Below are 13965 nucleotides of genomic sequence, written 5' to 3'. Positions count from 1 at the left end.
AGGGCGCGCCGCGCCGCTAGTTGGCCTCGGAGCGGCCCGTCCGCCAGTAGCCCATGAACGCGACGCGCGTCCGATCGACACCGAGCTCGGTCACGAGGCAGCGGCGGATCAGCTTGATCGCTCCCGCCTCGCCGGCGATCCAGGCGTAGAGCCCGGGGTCGGTCCGCTCGGCGGGCACCTCCCAGAGGATCCCGCTGTCCACGTCCACGTCCGACACCTCGACACCGCGGTGGTGCGCGGTGAGGAACCGGGTGGCCCAGCCGCGCACGGACTCGCCGAGCTGCGCGCCCGGCGTCGTCCCGGAGCGCACCAGCCAGTGCACGCGGACCCCCTCGGGGTGCCGCAGCGGCAGGCGGTCCTCCGCGCTCGGCACCTCGAGGAAGGCGGCGCCGGTCGCGGACGCCGGAAGGCTCTCGAGGATCGCGCTGATCGCCGGGACCGCCGTCTCGTCGCCCGCCATCAGGAGGGTCGTCGCGGCGCCCGGGTGCCACTCGACGCCGCCGCCGGCCAGCTCCGAGCGGGTGTCGGGCGCGATGATGACGACCTGCGCGCCGACGCGGGCCGACTCCACCCAGGCGGAGGCGGGACCGGTGTCGCCGTGCGCGACGAAGTCGACGTCGACCTCGGCCTGCTCAGGGCGGGCCGCGCGGATCGTGTAGGTGCGCAGCGGGTTCCGCAGCGCGTCCGGCAGCTCGCGCCAGCGGGTGTACCAGTCGGGAGCGAGGCCGTCCGGTCCGCTCTCGTCCGCCACCGAGCCCATGAAGTCGTGCGCGCTCGAGGTCGGCGTCGGCACGACCAGCTTGATCCGCTGGTCCGGGCCGGTGCAGCCGACCGAACCGAGGTCGTCACCGGTCAGCGTGATCCGGATGAAGTGCGGCGCGATCCGGACCGCGCGGGCGACGGTCGCGAGGTACGGCCGGTAGGCCGGGCGGGCGGGGGCTTCGGTCAGCGGAGGCACCTGTCCAGTCTCGCAGAGAAGGTAAGCCTTACCTAATCCTGAGTGGCTCTCAGCGAGCGGCGTGCTCCGCGGAGACGCGCAGGCGAGCCTCGACGTCGGCGGCGAGCTCCGCCACGACGGCGCCCTCTCCGCCGACCCAGGCGCAGAAGTCGTGCCGGTCGTCGGCCCACGGGTAGTCGCCGTCGACGACGGACATCTCGCCCATCCAGGCGCGCACCGCGCGGTCGAGCGCGACGCCGCGCGCGCAGGCGAGACCGGTGCCAGGAGCGCCGGAGCGCTGCGAGCGGCCGAGCCAGGTGACGCAGACGCGGCCGGGGGCCGACAGCGGCGGCAGGCCGCGGGCGTCATCCACCTCGACGAAGACCTGGCCCCGTGCGTTGGCGGGCAGGGCGTCGAGCATGCTCTGGATCCACGGCACGACGGTCTCGTCGCCCGCGATCAGGAACTGCTTGACGTCGACCGGCTCCGAGCCGTCTCGTCCCTCGAACATGCACATCGGAAGTAAGTATAGGCATGCCTAACCTGAGCGGCAAAGGGCCTGGAGCTGCCCGTTCGCCGGGTGTCAGCGGGCGCCCGGCTGCCCCGACGTCACCACTGCGGCGGGTGCCGCCGCTGCCAGCGCGCCCGCCGCTCGAGCTGCGCGCCGATCGAGAGCAGCACGGCCTCGCCGCCGGGGCGCCCGATCAGCTGGATCCCCATCGGCAGCCCGTCCGCCGTGACGCTCAACGGCAGCGCGATAGCGGGCAGCCCGCTCACGTTCACGAACGAGGTGTACGGCGTGTAGCGCACCTGCTGCTCGAAGTCGTGCTCCGGATCCTCGGCGTCGTACCAGCCGACCGGTCGCGGGGTCATCGTCATCGACGGGGTGAGGATCGCGTCGAACGGCGCGAAGGCGGCGATCACCGCGCGCTCGTAGGCGGAGAGCACCCCCGTGGCCTCGACGATCTCGCGCGCCGAGCGCTTCCGCCCCTCGCGGATCAGCCACTGCGTGAGCGGCTCGAGCAGCTCGAGCTCGTCGCCCTCGATCGGGAGCGTCGACGCCCCGCTCTGCCAGAGCATCCGGAAGGCGTCGGGGTAGGCGGCGGACGGCGGCAGCAGCGCGTCATCGAGTCCGTGGCCGAGCGCCGAGAGAGTCGCGATCCCCTCGTCCAGGGCGGCGCGCGCCTCCGGGGCGAGCCCGATGTCGTACTCCTCGTCCCACGGCGAGGCGGTCAGCACGCCGATCTGGAAGCGGCCCTCCCCGCGCACCGCGGCGCCGAGGAAGGAGCCGTCGCCGTCGCCCGGCGCGGCCAGCGCCGTGCGCTGCGGGACGACGCCGTTGCGGCGCTCGAGCATCCCCTCCAGCAGCATGCCGGCGTCGGCGACCGAGCGCGTCAGCGGTCCGGCGACGACGAGGCCGCCCACTCCCCCCACGCCGGACAGCGCCGGCACCCGCCCGCGCGAGGGCTTCAGGCCGACCAGGCCGCAGGCCGCGGCGGGGATGCGGATCGAGCCGCCGCCGTCGGAGCCGGGCGCGAACGGGAGCAGACCGGCGGCGACCGCGGCCGCCGCGCCCCCGCTGGAGCCGCCCGCTCCGAGCGAGGTGTCCCACGGAGTGACCGTCGGCGGCCCGACCCGGTTCTCGGTGTAGGAGGGCATCCCGAACTCGGGGGCGGCCGTCTTGCCCAGGCTGATCGCGCCCGCGGCGTCGAGCACCTGGACGATCTCGTCAGACGCATCGGGCACGAACGACTCCCGCAGCCTCGACCCGAAGGTGGTGCGCACGCCGGCCCGGCGCCAGAGGTCCTTGTCGCCGCTCGGCAGTCCCCAGAGCAGCGCGGTGCGCGGGACGGAGTCGAGCGCGGCCGCGCGGGCACGCGCCGCGTCCGCGGTCACGGTCGTGAAGGCGCCGAGCTCGCCGTTCCAGCGCTCGATGCGGGCGAGGTAGTGCTCGGTCAGCTCGAGCGGGGTGATCTCGCCGCGCTGCAGCCAGTCCCACTGCTCCTGAGCGCTGAGGTGGTGGAGTTCGAACATGGAACGACCCTATTCCGCCGCCTCAGCGCTGGACTGTGAGCGCTGAGGTCGGGCGGAACAGGGTCGTGGGGTCGTCCGCACTACGCGGCGCGGCGGCCGATCTCGCGGACGCCGTCGTCGGTGCCGAAGCGGCTGCCCGGGGTGACGACCGTGTCGCGGTCCACCCGCGCGCCGGTCGCGACGACGGCCGAGCCGCCGATCCGCGAGTAGCTGCCGATGTGCGCACCGGGACCGATGATGGCCTCCGGTCCGACGTGCACGTTCGCGCCGATGAAGGCGCTGTGCCCGATCATCGCGTCGCGGTCGACCCAGCTGCCTGCGCCGATCCACGCGCGCTCCCCGACGGTGGCGCCGGGTTCGACGTAAGCGCCCGTCTCGACGTACGCCGACGCGGAGACGCGCGATCCCGGAGCGACCATGCCGCGTCCGTTCGCGTGCCGGCGGTAGACGATCTCCTCGTCGGCGCCGCGCACTCCCCGTCCCTTGCTCATTCCTGTTCCTGCCATCTGCCTCGAGCTCCTCCGAGCGATCCGATGGGCGAGGCACTCGGGCCCCACCCCGCTATCGGAGACAACAGCGCGCGGGGCCCGCACATTCCCCGTGCGGGGGGCACTCAGGCTCGGGGCTCGACGACGTCCGCGACGGCGGTGACCACGGAGCGGAACCGCTCCGGCGCGTCCCGGATCCGGCGCCGGGCCAGCACGCCCGCGAGCGCGGACGAGGCGCCGGACGCGACGAGCTCGCACTCGACCCGCGAGCCGTCCTCGTCCGCCAGCACCCGCCACTGCTCGAGGCCGACGACCGGCAGCCGCCGCTCCAGGCCGTCCGCCGAGCGCTCGAACGCCGGGCCGTCGTCGGACGCGAGCACGTCGGCGAGGGCCGCGAGCACCGCGGCGGGCTCGGCGTGCAGGATCGAGGCGAGGGCGAGGAGGCTGCGCATCGCGGCAGTCTCCCATGCCGGACCGGACCCCCTGCTGATCGAGCAGCCCCGACTCATGCTGGTCGAGCAGCCCCGCAGGGGCGCATCGAGACCCTCAGGCAGACGCCGTCAGGAGCGCTCGTCCAGCACCCGCCGCAGCCAGTCGAACGACGCCTTCGGCACGCGGTCGCGGCTGCGGGAGTCGAGCGCGACCAGCCCGTGCGGCCGGGTGTAGCCGTGCTGCCACTCGAAGGCGTCGACCAGCGTCCAGAGCTGGACGGCCTCCACCGGCAGCCCCTCGTGCACGGCCTCGGCGAGCGCCCCGAGGTGCGCGCCCAGCCAGCGGATCCGCTCCGTGTCGACGATCGCGCCCTGCCGGTCCGGCAGATCCGGATAGCTCGCGCCGAGCTCCGTCAGCACCAGCGGCGGCAGCGCATCCCCGTAGCGCTCGACGAGGCTCCGCAGCACCGCCACCGGCGCCCACGGCGCGAACGGCGAGCCGTCACCGGTCCGGTCGAGCTCCGGCCACGGCCGGGCGTGGAACGGCAGAGCAGCCGGTGCGCCCGGCCCGGTCGGCAGCGCCGGATCGCGTCCGGCGGCGATCCGCTGCGGCGCGAGCGGTGCGACCCCGTAGAAGTCGAGCGGCGCACTGATCCGGGCGAGGTCGACCGGATCGACAGCCGCCAGCGGCGCGAGGAACGGCGGCAGCTCCTCCGGCCCGGTCGGGTAGGCGCCGGTGAGGACGGCATCCGCCACGAGCCGGTTCTGCAGGACGTCGGCGAGCGCCGCCCACGCGCCGTCCCGCTCCGACTCGCTGGCCGGCTCGACCACGGCCTGCGCGTCGACGAGGCCGATGCGACCGGCGAGGTCGGCGGAGCGGAGCGCCTCGACCGCGACGGCGTGGCCGAGCAGCTGGTGGTGCAGGGCGGGCAGCGCGCTGAACAGCCGGCCGGCGCCGGGCGCCTGGTTCTTCAGCGCGTAGCCCTCGAGGAAGACGGTCGACGGCTGATCCAGCGTGATCCAGTCCGCCACCCGGTCGCCGAGCCGCGAGCCGATCTCGAAGGCGACGTCGCCGAAGCGGAAGGCCGTGTCCCGGTTCATCCAGCCGCCGCTGAGCGCGGAGGGGGTGTCCCGGTGCTGCAGCGTGAGCGCGATCCGGAGTCCGGCCCCGGCCAGCTCGTCGAGCAGGCGGTCGTAGAAGCCGAGCCCGCCGCGGTCGATCGGCCCGCGCCCGTCGGGCTGCAGCCGGGTCCAGGAGATCGAGAGCCGCAGCTCGTCGACGCCGAGGTCGACCAGCAGGGCCAGGTCCTCGCGCCAGCGCAGGACGAAGTCGGTGGCGAACTCGGGCGTCGCCTCCTCGGCGATCGTTCCGCGCCGCAGCGCGAAGTCGTCCCAGACGGAGCGGCCGCGCCCGCCCGCTTCGAGCGATCCCTCGGTCTGGAACGCGCTCTGCGCGAGCCCGATCCGCAGACCCGCCGGCAGCAGTCGCCCCAGCTCCCGTGGATCGTCGAAGCGCGCGGTCTCGGCGCGCACCTGCTGCCGATCGCGTCCGCGCGCTGCGTCCTCGCTCATCTTTCCTCCGAGTCGTCGATGGGTATATTGTCGCGGAAGCGCTCTCCCGCTCCGACCAGCCGCTCCCCCGCGGGGCGGACGCGGATCCGCCCTCCGGTGTACATCCGGCAACGGAGGCGCGCCGCGCTTGACACCACCCGCGTGCCCCCGTGCAATGGACGCACCGTGATTCCGAGTGTCGCCGCGTCTGTTCCGGGGGGTTCCGCGACGAGGGGTCCGTCGGTCGTCCCGACGGGTCGCCCTCGCCGCTCCCCCCGTTCGTCGCGCCGTCGTCCGGCCGCCCTCCTCCTCGTGCTGCTCGGCGCGCTGGGCGCCGCCGCCGGCCTGACCGCGCCGAGCGCGCAGGCCGCGGCGCCGCTCACCATCACCTCCCCCGTCTCCGGCACCGTGCTGCCCAGCGGCGCGGTCACCGCGACCGGCACCGGTACCGCGGGCGACCAGATCCAGATCGGCCTCACCGGCAGCACCGAGCCGCTCTGCATCACCACGGTCGGCGCCGACGACACCTGGAGCTGCGCGCTCGACCTCGACGACGGCCGGATCCGCCTGACGGCCGTGGAGCTCCTCGCCGCCGGCGGCACGACCTCGGCCCGCACCGAGATCGCGGTCCTCAGCGCCCCCGTGATCGAGTCCGTCGACGGCTCGGCCACCTCGGCGGGATCGGTCAGCGGCACCGCCTACCCGGGAGCGAGCGTCGCGGTCACCTCCGACGGCGGCGCCTCCTGCCTCGCGACCGCCGACGGCGCCGGCCGCTGGTTCTGCCAGCTCGCCCCCACGCCGGCACCCGGGAGCTACCGCGTCACCGCCACCCAGTCCGCCTCCTTCGCCGGGAGCACGGTGTCGCCGGCCAGCGCCGCCGTCTCGCTCGTCGTGGACACCGCCGCGCCGGTCGCGCCGACCCTCACCTCTCCTGGGCCCGGCGCCGCCCTCCCGCTCACCGGCGCCGTCTACTCCGGCTCGGCCACCGAGGGCACGCGGGTCTACGTCTACGTCGACCTCGTCAACACCTGCGACGCGCCGATCACCGGCGGCGCCTGGACCTGCACCGGCGGCACGGTGACGGCCGGAGCGCACCGCGTCTCGGCGATCGCCGGCGACGCGGCCGGCAACTACAGCTCGCGCAGCCCGTGGATCGACGCCACCTTCTCGGCGGCCACCACGACGCCCTCCGCCGCTCCCTCCGCGACCGCCCCCGGCACGAGCCCGGCGACCCCCGGGAGCACGCCCACCCCCGCACCCGGCTCGCCGACGGCCCGGCCGACGACCCCCGCGAGCACTGCGACGCCCTCGCCTGCACGCCCCGGTCAGACGGCGCCCGCGCCCGAGCCCGCGCCCTCCGACGGCGCCACCGCCGCGCCGGCGCCGGGCGCCGCGCCGAGCGACCCGCCGACCACCGGACCCGCTCCCGTCCCCGACGGCGGCTCGGCGCCCGGCGGCTGGAGCGCCGCCACCGGGATGACCACCGCGCTCTCCTCCGGCGCCCCCCTCGGCACCATGGCCGACTGGATGCGCTCGCTCGCGCTGGCGGTCGCCTCCCTCGCCCTCCTGGTCGTCCCCGCCCGTCTCGCCGTCGCCGGCCGGGTGCCGCGCGAGGCGCGCACCTGGCGCCTGACCGGCCGCAACCGCGCGCGGGTGGAGTACGACGACCGGCCCGAGCCCGCGCCCGTCTCGACGCGGACCATGGTCGTCGGCATGATCGGCTGCGCCGCCGGCCTCGTGCTGCTCTCGGGCCGGGTCGACGGGCAGCCCGCCTACCTGCGCCTGCTGATCGCCGTGATCGTCGCGGTCGCCCTGGTGAACGCCGTCGCCGCGGGTGTCCCCGCGCTGGCCGGGCGCCGCCTCGGTCTGCCCGGCATCCGCGTGGTGGCCTCGCCCCGAGCCCTGCTGCTGGTGGCCGGCGCCGCGCTCCTGTCCCGCTTCGCGGGCCTCGACCCGGCCTTCCTCTTCGGAGTGGTGATCGGGCTCGTCCTGCCCGAGGGCGCCTCGGCCGTCGCACGCGCGAAGCTCGCGACGGTGCGGGTGGTGTCCCTGCTCGGTCTCGCCGCCGTGGCCTGGGGCGCCTCCGCGGCCGTCCCCGCCGACGGCTCCTTCGCCGCCGTCCTCATCGCCGAGGTGCTGAGCGCCACCACGCTGCTCTCCGTCGGCTCGAGCGTCGTGCTGCTCTTCCCGGTCGGCCGGCCCGCGGGGCAGAGCATCCTGCGCTGGTCCCCCGTGCTCTGGCTCGGGCTGACGCTGCTGGCGAGCACGGTGCTGTTCCTCCTGCTCACGCCGACGATCGCCGCCTGGGCGACCGACGGCGGCGGCGGGCCGGCGCTCTTCGCCGTGATCGCCTTCACGGCCGTCTGCACGTCGATCTGGGCCTGGCGGCGCTTCGTCGACGTCGGCGAGTAGCGCCGGGGCGGACTCCGGCCCGGCGGCCCGGGTGCGGGCTCAGCCGATCGCGGCGAGCTCGCGCACGTCGTCGTCCGGCAGCACGTCGACGACGGCGCCGACGGTCATGTCGGTGAGGGTCGCGATGCCGTCGTAGACGCTGAGGAACGCGGTGTCCGCCGCGTCGCGGCCGGTGGCGATCCGCACCAGGCTCGACCGCGGCGCCAGCGTGGTCGCGTCGACCACCCGCCAGGAGCCCTCGATCCACGCCTCGGCGACCGCGTGGAAGTCCATCGGCGCGAGCCCCGGCGCGTAGACAGCGACCAGCCGGGCCGGCACGTCGAGCGCGCGCAGCAGCGCCACCACGAGGTGGGCGAAGTCGCGGCAGACCCCGCGGCGGGCGAGCAGCGTCCGCTCCGCGCCGTCGGTCGGCAGGCTGGACCCGGTGACGTAGGCGAGCCGGGTGCCGACCCAGGAGCTGACCGACGCGAGCAGCGCGGCGCCCTCGAGCCCCGCGAACTCGGCGCGCGCGGTCGCCCAGAGGATGTCCGACTCGGCATAGCGGCTCGGCCGCAGGTAGCGCAGGCGGTCGACCTCCTCGCCGGGCAGCGGCTCCAGCACGCCGCCGACGCTCGCGGTGTAGTCGACCACGAGCCGGCCGACGCCGGCCTCGAGGACGTGCAGGCGGGTGCCGTGCTGGTCGAGCACCTCGCGGGCGGCGACCTCGCGCCCGTCGAGCTGCAGGGACAGCGTCTCCGGTGCGCCGTAGGCCTCCGCGATCGCGATCGAGAAGACGAGCGTCGCGGGTCGCGCGACGTCGAGGGTCAGCCGGGCCGAGACGTCGCGCTTCACGCGCCCTGCTCGCCCTTCGGCGGCGGGGTGGGAGCGGCGTCCGGCTCCTGCACGAGCTGCAGCCCGCCGGAGGAGTTCGCGGAGACCGTCAGCAGATCGATCCAGGTCCGGTTGATCGACGGCACCCGGCCGCCGAAGTACTTGAAGTAGAGCGGCACCGACGGGTCGAGCCAGATGCTGGAGCGGCCGTCGCCGACCGCGGGGTCGTCGCGCCAGGAGAAGAAGAAGCTCTCGCGGCGGCGCAGCTTGTTGGCGATGACGATCTGGACGTGCGTGAGCGTGCGGTCGTCGAACTCGATCTCGACGCCCGACGCGCCGTAGAGCAGCTTCCCCATGGAGGCCTCCCGACCGCCCGTCGCCGGGCGGTGCATGACAGTGCCCGCGGGCACGAGAAGAAGGAGACGCCACGAGGCGCCGCCGGGCCGTCCGCCCCCGGGACGGCGGCGCAGGCGCTCCGTCCGGGCGAGGACCGCCCGGCCACGACTCTATGCGAGGGCGGCGTCCGCCGCGGGGAATTGACGGGATCGGGCCCGGCCCGGTAGCCCGGATCGGAACTCCTGTGCTCCCGCACGACTCACCGTCCGCGCGTCACGGCGATGTCGGAGGTCGGACGTACGGTACCCGCATGATCGAATGCGGAAGCTGCGGAACCGATGCCGTCGTCCTGGACCGCTCCGGCGGGACCGACCCCGAGGGAGTGGGCTCGGAGGAGCTCGTCGTCGTCTGCGCCGAGTGCGCCCCCGGCGAGATCACCGCCGCCCTCGAGGCGGCCCTGCTCGACGGGGCGCAACACACCGAGGCGGTACCGCTCAGCAAGAGCGCCCACGCCCGAGCGGCTTAGCCGGGGGACTGCGTCCGCTCCGACTCCGGATCGCCGCGCGCGCCGGCGCCGAGAGAGTGCCCCCACTGGGACTCGAACCCAGACTGAGACGATTTTAAGTCGTCTGCCTCTGCCGATTGGGCTATGGGGGCGACCACCGGGCGGCGCGCTCTCGCGCACCGCCCGAGGGTGCTGTCAGGCCTTGGCGGGCTCGCCGCCGACGGTCACGGGCGCACCGGCGGGGCCGGGGGTCTCGGCCGGCGCGGAGACGGCGGCCGGAGCGGCCGGACGGGGGCGCGACGCGTAGGTCTCGAAGGAGCCGCGCGGGTACTCGCGGGCCTCGATCGAGGCGATGTCGCGGCCGAGCCAGAGGTTGTTCCACCAGCCCCAGACCACGCGGAACTTGCGCTCCCACGAGGGCATGGCGAGACCGTGGTAGCCGCGGTGCATGACCCAGGCCGGGAAGCCCTTGATCGCGATCTTGCCGGACTGGAAGACGCCGATGCCGATGCCGAGGCCGGCGACCGCTCCCGCGTTCTTGTGGAAGTAGTCCTTGGGCGCCTCACCACGGAGGACCGCGATGATGTTGGTCGCCATGAGCTTGCCCTGGCGGACGGCGTGCTGGGCGTTCGGCACGCAGAAGCCGCCGACGCCGCCGCCGGTGAGGTCGGGGACGGCCGACACGTCGCCGGCGCCCCAGGCGCCCTCGACGATGACGTCGTCGTGGCCGACGCGGAGGTCGGCGCGCACGCGCAGTCGGCCGCGCTCCTCGATCGGGAGGTCGGAGTTCTTGATCGACGGGTTCGCCATGACGCCGGCGGTCCAGATGATCAGGTCGGACTCGAAGCTCTCGCCGGTCGACAGCTCGATGACGCCGCCCTCGGCGGACTTGAGCTGCGTGTCGAGGTGCACGGTGGCGCCGCGCTGGTCGAGGTTCTTGAGGACCCAGTGGCTCGTCTCGAGCGCGACCTCGGGCATGATGCGGCCCATCGCCTCGACGAGGTGGAACTTCGTCTCCTCGAAGTCGATCTCGGGGTAGCGCTTCAGCAGCGCGCTCGCGAACGAGCGCAGCTCGGCGAAGACCTCGATGCCGGCGAAGCCGCCGCCGACGACCGTGACCGTCAGCAGGCGTGCGCGCTCGGGGCCCGCCGGCAGGGTCGCGGCCTTGTCGAAGTTGGTGAGGATGCGATCGCGGATGGCGGTCGCCTCCTCGATCGTCTTGAGGCCGATCGCGTTGTCGGCGACGCCGGGGATCGGGAAGGTGCGCGAGACGGAGCCCGCGGTGACGACGATCTGGTCGTAGACGAACTCGTAGGGCTCGCCGACCGTCGGGGTGATCGTGGCGGTCTTGGACGCGTGGTCGATCTTGGTGACCTTCGCGGCGAGGATCGCGGTCTTCTTCAGGTGGCGGCGCAGCGAGACGATCGCGTGACGCGGCTCGATGGATCCGGCGGCGACCTCGGGGAGGAAGGGCAGGTAGGCCATGTAGGGCAGCGGGTCGACGATCGTGACCTCGGCCTCGTTGGCGCGGAGGTACTTCTCCAGCTTCCACGCGGTGTAGAAGCCGGCGTAGCCGCCTCCGACGATCAGGATTTTGGGCACGGTGAACACTCCAGAGGGATGGACAATGCGAACACCCTGCTTCTCGCGAAGTGCCCGCTCTCGATGCGGGTGGCAGCACTGACCCCGACTGGGAATCAGCCTAGCGAACCGCGCGTCGAATCGCGTCGACCCGCCGGGCCTCGGAGCCGGTCAGACCTCGAGCGGCCGGCACTCGCAGCGCTCGGGCGACCAGGCGGCGCGGGCGAGCGCCAGGTCGCCGATCGGGTTCACTCCGGGGCCGGCGGCGAGCGCGTGACCGGCGAGGGCGTGCAGGCACTTGACCCGCGTCGGCATGCCGCCGGAGGAGATGCCGGCGATCTCGGGCACGACGGCGATGCTCTCGCGGTCGGCGAGGAAGGCGCGGTGCGCGGCGGCGTGGGCGTCGCGGAGCGCCTCGTCCTCGGCCAGGAGCTCGTTGTACTCGACCATGACCTGGGTGGCCTCGAGCTGCGAGATCGCGGCGGTCGCGGCCGGGTGGGTCAGGTAGTAGAAGGTGGGGAACGGGGTGCCGTCGCTGAGCCGCGGACTGGTCGAGACCACCGTCGGGTTGCCGCAGACGCAGCGCGCGCTGATACCGACCACGTCGCGGGCGGGGCGGCCCAGCTGGGCGGAGACCACGGCGATGTCGTGCTCGGTGGGCGGGTCGAACGGGGGCGTGGTCACGGAGGACTCCAGGGGGCGCGGGGACCGGAGGGAACTCTCCAGTGTAGGCGGCGGCCGGGCGAGGGGGCCGGGGTCAGGGAGTGGGCGTGAGCTCCGCGGTCGTCGGGTCGCCGAGGCCGGAGACCGCGATCGAGGACAGCAGCGAGCCCGCCCAGTCGCTCGGCGTCTTCTGCACCGAGTTCGACGCCGGCTGTGCGGCCTGCTGCGCGACCGCGATGTCGTCCAGGACGAGGTAGCTGACCTCGCCCGGCATCACGAAGTAGAGGCGCTCGCGCGCCTGGGCGCGGATGAAGGCGGGGTCGGACCAGCGCACGCGCTGCTCGTCGAGGTTCTGCGACTGCGTCTTCGCCGCGTCGACCGAGCGCTGCAGCTCGGCGATCTCGGCGCGCTGCTCGACGAAGTTCTTCACGCTCGGCGCGAGGACGACGACGGCCAGGATCATGATGCCCATCACCAGCAGCGTGAAGCCGGAGCCGCGGACGCCCGCGACCCAGGCCGAGGACGGCGCGACCGGCGGCCGCTTCGCGCGGGGGGTGCGCGAGGACTTCGGGGCGGACGAGCCGGGCTTCATGCCCGGGCGCTTGGAGCCGCTCGTCGCGGAGCCGGTCGTCGAGCCCGGCTTCTTCGACGCGGACGGCTTCGAGGCTCCGGGCGCGGCGGCTGCGGACGTCGAGGCGGCGGGCTTCGAGGTCGACGAGGCCGGCGTCTCGGCGGCGGCCGGGCGGCGGGGCGCGCTCCCGGGAGCGGAGGGCCGGCGGGGCGGTCGGGCCATGGGCGGGTGCCTCCTCGAGCGGTGGAACGGGTGAGGGCGGAACGGGAGCGGCCCCGGTGCCCGCACCGAGGTGCTGGGCTCCGGGGCCGCTCCGGCGGGGAGAGACTACGCGGTGAAGCGCGGGAAGGCGGAGCGACCCGCGTACGTCGCGGCGCCTCCCAGGATCTCCTCGATGCGCAGCAGCTGGTTGTACTTCGCGACGCGGTCCGAGCGCGCCGGGGCACCCGTCTTGATCTGGCCGCCGTCCACCGCGACCGCGAGGTCGGCGATGGTGGTGTCCTCGGTCTCGCCGGAGCGGTGCGAGAGGATCGCGGTCATGCCGCTGCGCTGGGCGAGGGCCACGGCGTCGAGCGTCTCGGTGAGCGTGCCGATCTGGTTCACCTTGACCAGGATCGAGTTGCCGGCCTTCTCGGCGATGCCGCGGGCCAGGCGCACCGGGTTGGTGACGTAGAGGTCGTCGCCGACGAGCTGCACCTTGTCGCCGATCTCGGCGGTGAGGTGGGTCCAGCCGGCCCAGTCGTCCTCGTCCAGCGGGTCCTCGATCGAGACCAGCGGGTAGTTGGCGACGAGGTCGGCGTAGTAGGCGGAGAGCTCCTCGGCCGAGAGCTTCTTGCCCTCGAAGGTGTACTTGCCGTCCTCGAAGAACTCGGAGGACGCGACGTCGAGCGCCAGGCCGATGTCCTTGCCGGGGGTGAAGCCGGCGGCCTCGACGGCCTTGAGGATGAAGTCGAGCGCCTCGCGGTTGGTGGGCAGGTCGGGGGCGAAGCCGCCCTCGTCGCCCAGGCCCGTGGCGAAGCCGGCCTTCTTCAGCTGCGCCTTGAGCGCGTGGTAGATCTCGACGCCCCAGCGCAGGCCCTCGGAGAAGGACTCGGCGCCCAGCGGGACGGCCATGAACTCCTGGATGTCGACGCCGGTGTCGGCGTGCGCGCCGCCGTTGATGATGTTCATCAGCGGGACGGGCAGGGTGTGCGCGTTCGGGCCGCCGACGTAGCGGAAGAGGTCGAGGTCGGCCGACTGCGCGGCGGCCTTGGCGACCGCGAGGCTGACGCCGAGGATCGCGTTCGCGCCCAGGCGCGACTTGTTCTCGGTGCCGTCGAGCTCGATCAGCTCGGCGTCGACGAGGCGCTGGTCGGTGGCGTCGAAGCCCTCGATGGCCGGGCCGATCTCGTCGATGACGGCGTCGACGGCCTTCTGCACGCCCTTGCCGAGGTAGCGCTCGGCGTCGCCGTCGCGCAGCTCGTAGGCCTCGAAGGCGCCGGTGGAGGCGCCGGAGGGGACGGCCGCTCGCGAGGACGCGCCGTCCTCGAGCAGGACCTCGACCTCGACCGTGGGGTTGCCACGGGAGTCCAGAATTTCTCGGGCGACGACTGCCTCGATAAGGGCCACAACTATCTCCTCTTGACGGGTGGGCTCCCGGAGGGCGG

Annotated in this window: 15 protein-coding genes and 1 tRNA gene; 3 read left to right on the top strand and 13 right to left on the bottom strand. The window is 74.2% G+C overall.

The window, feature by feature from the left end:
• Window positions 1-16 precede the first annotated feature (16 nt).
• From HRK28_RS12560 to HRK28_RS12535, 6 genes are all read right to left on the bottom strand, one after another.
• Entirely contained in the window at window positions 17-958 is a 942-nt protein-coding gene (locus tag HRK28_RS12560) for a siderophore-interacting protein (protein ID WP_173251789.1), read from the bottom strand.
• A gap of 49 nt (window positions 959-1007) precedes the next feature.
• Entirely contained in the window at window positions 1008-1448 is a 441-nt protein-coding gene (locus HRK28_RS12555; protein WP_160090420.1) for an SIP domain-containing protein, read from the bottom strand.
• 98 nt (window positions 1449-1546) lie between these two features.
• Window positions 1547-2971 carry an amidase gene (locus tag HRK28_RS12550; RefSeq protein WP_173251788.1) on the bottom strand — a complete coding sequence of 475 codons (1425 nt, stop codon included), beginning with the start codon at window positions 2969-2971 and terminating at the stop codon, window positions 1547-1549.
• A gap of 80 nt (window positions 2972-3051) precedes the next feature.
• Complete coding sequence (locus HRK28_RS12545) at window positions 3052-3462, bottom strand: transferase (RefSeq protein ID WP_173251786.1); 411 nt, start codon at window positions 3460-3462, stop codon at window positions 3052-3054.
• 122 nt (window positions 3463-3584) lie between these two features.
• Window positions 3585-3911 carry a hypothetical protein gene (locus tag HRK28_RS12540; protein ID WP_160090423.1) on the bottom strand — a complete coding sequence of 109 codons (327 nt, stop codon included), beginning with the start codon at window positions 3909-3911 and terminating at the stop codon, window positions 3585-3587.
• 108 nt (window positions 3912-4019) lie between these two features.
• The gene (locus HRK28_RS12535; protein WP_173251784.1) at window positions 4020-5462 is read right to left on the bottom strand and encodes a glycoside hydrolase family 1 protein; all 1443 of its coding nucleotides are present in this window, start codon (window positions 5460-5462) and stop codon (window positions 4020-4022) included.
• Between the two features lie 291 nt (window positions 5463-5753).
• Between HRK28_RS12535 and HRK28_RS12530 the strand changes: the two genes are divergently transcribed.
• Window positions 5754-7853, top strand: a complete 2100-nt coding sequence (locus HRK28_RS12530) for a hypothetical protein (protein ID WP_173251782.1) — start codon at window positions 5754-5756, stop codon at window positions 7851-7853.
• 39 nt (window positions 7854-7892) lie between these two features.
• Here HRK28_RS12530 and HRK28_RS12525 read toward each other — a convergent pair whose 3' ends face one another.
• Window positions 7893-8684, bottom strand: a complete 792-nt coding sequence (locus HRK28_RS12525) for a transglutaminase family protein (protein ID WP_173251780.1) — start codon at window positions 8682-8684, stop codon at window positions 7893-7895.
• Window positions 8681-9019, bottom strand: a complete 339-nt coding sequence (locus HRK28_RS12520; RefSeq protein WP_068211888.1) for an ATP-dependent DNA ligase — start codon at window positions 9017-9019, stop codon at window positions 8681-8683. Before HRK28_RS12520 ends, HRK28_RS12525 begins: the two co-directional genes overlap by 4 nt.
• A 290-nt stretch (window positions 9020-9309) precedes the next feature.
• On the opposite strand from HRK28_RS12520, the gene HRK28_RS12515 reads away from it, so the two are divergent.
• Complete coding sequence (locus HRK28_RS12515) at window positions 9310-9525, top strand: hypothetical protein (RefSeq protein WP_173251778.1); 216 nt, start codon at window positions 9310-9312, stop codon at window positions 9523-9525.
• A 57-nt stretch (window positions 9526-9582) separates the two neighbouring features.
• On the opposite strand, the gene HRK28_RS12510 is transcribed toward HRK28_RS12515, so the two are convergent.
• The 4 genes from HRK28_RS12510 to HRK28_RS12495 form a co-directional block, all read right to left on the bottom strand.
• A tRNA-Leu gene (locus HRK28_RS12510) sits at window positions 9583-9656 on the bottom strand.
• A 43-nt stretch (window positions 9657-9699) separates the two neighbouring features.
• Window positions 9700-11106 (bottom strand): NAD(P)/FAD-dependent oxidoreductase, encoded by a 1407-nt coding sequence (locus HRK28_RS12505; protein ID WP_160090428.1) that lies wholly within the window; start codon window positions 11104-11106, stop codon window positions 9700-9702.
• A gap of 150 nt (window positions 11107-11256) precedes the next feature.
• On the bottom strand, window positions 11257-11769 hold the full coding sequence (locus HRK28_RS12500) for a DUF501 domain-containing protein (protein ID WP_173251776.1): 513 nt from the start codon (window positions 11767-11769) through the stop codon (window positions 11257-11259).
• A 73-nt stretch (window positions 11770-11842) separates the two neighbouring features.
• The gene (locus tag HRK28_RS12495; protein ID WP_123447611.1) at window positions 11843-12220 is read right to left on the bottom strand and encodes a septum formation initiator family protein; all 378 of its coding nucleotides are present in this window, start codon (window positions 12218-12220) and stop codon (window positions 11843-11845) included.
• Here HRK28_RS12495 and HRK28_RS12490 point away from each other — a divergent pair.
• Window positions 12213-12575 carry a hypothetical protein gene (locus HRK28_RS12490; protein WP_173251775.1) on the top strand — a complete coding sequence of 121 codons (363 nt, stop codon included), beginning with the start codon at window positions 12213-12215 and terminating at the stop codon, window positions 12573-12575. The genes HRK28_RS12495 and HRK28_RS12490 overlap by 8 nt on opposite strands.
• Before the next feature lie 71 nt (window positions 12576-12646).
• Here the strand turns inward: HRK28_RS12490 and eno are convergent, their stop codons facing one another.
• A complete protein-coding gene (gene eno, locus HRK28_RS12485; RefSeq protein ID WP_160090432.1) occupies window positions 12647-13927 on the bottom strand; it encodes a phosphopyruvate hydratase in 1281 nt (426 codons plus the stop codon).
• Between the last annotated feature and the right edge of the window lie 38 nt (window positions 13928-13965).

The organism is Rathayibacter sp. VKM Ac-2835, assembly GCF_013266705.1.
Lineage (GTDB): Bacteria > Actinomycetota > Actinomycetes > Actinomycetales > Microbacteriaceae > Rathayibacter.
Note: the sequence above shows the minus strand (reverse complement) of the source record. Positions and strands in the feature narration are given on the sequence as shown.

Bases quoted from the DNA above. Each gene is read 5' to 3' on its own strand.
- HRK28_RS12555 (WP_160090420.1), bottom strand. From the start codon at position 1,448: ATGTTCGAGGGACGAGACGGCTCGGAGCCGGTCGACGTCAAGCAGTTC.
- HRK28_RS12550 (WP_173251788.1), bottom strand. From the start codon at position 2,971: ATGTTCGAACTCCACCACCTCAGCGCTCAGGAGCAGTGGGACTGGCTG.
- HRK28_RS12545 (WP_173251786.1), bottom strand. From the start codon at position 3,462: ATGAGCAAGGGACGGGGAGTGCGCGGCGCCGACGAGGAGATCGTCTAC.
- HRK28_RS12540 (WP_160090423.1), bottom strand. From the start codon at position 3,911: ATGCGCAGCCTCCTCGCCCTCGCCTCGATCCTGCACGCCGAGCCCGCC.
- HRK28_RS12535 (WP_173251784.1), bottom strand. From the start codon at position 5,462: ATGAGCGAGGACGCAGCGCGCGGACGCGATCGGCAGCAGGTGCGCGCC.
- HRK28_RS12520 (WP_068211888.1), bottom strand. From the start codon at position 9,019: ATGGGGAAGCTGCTCTACGGCGCGTCGGGCGTCGAGATCGAGTTCGAC.
- HRK28_RS12515 (WP_173251778.1), top strand. From the start codon at position 9,310: ATGATCGAATGCGGAAGCTGCGGAACCGATGCCGTCGTCCTGGACCGC.
- HRK28_RS12490 (WP_173251775.1), top strand. From the start codon at position 12,213: ATGCCCATCACCAGCAGCGTGAAGCCGGAGCCGCGGACGCCCGCGACC.
- HRK28_RS12495 (WP_123447611.1), bottom strand. From the start codon at position 12,220: ATGGGCATCATGATCCTGGCCGTCGTCGTCCTCGCGCCGAGCGTGAAG.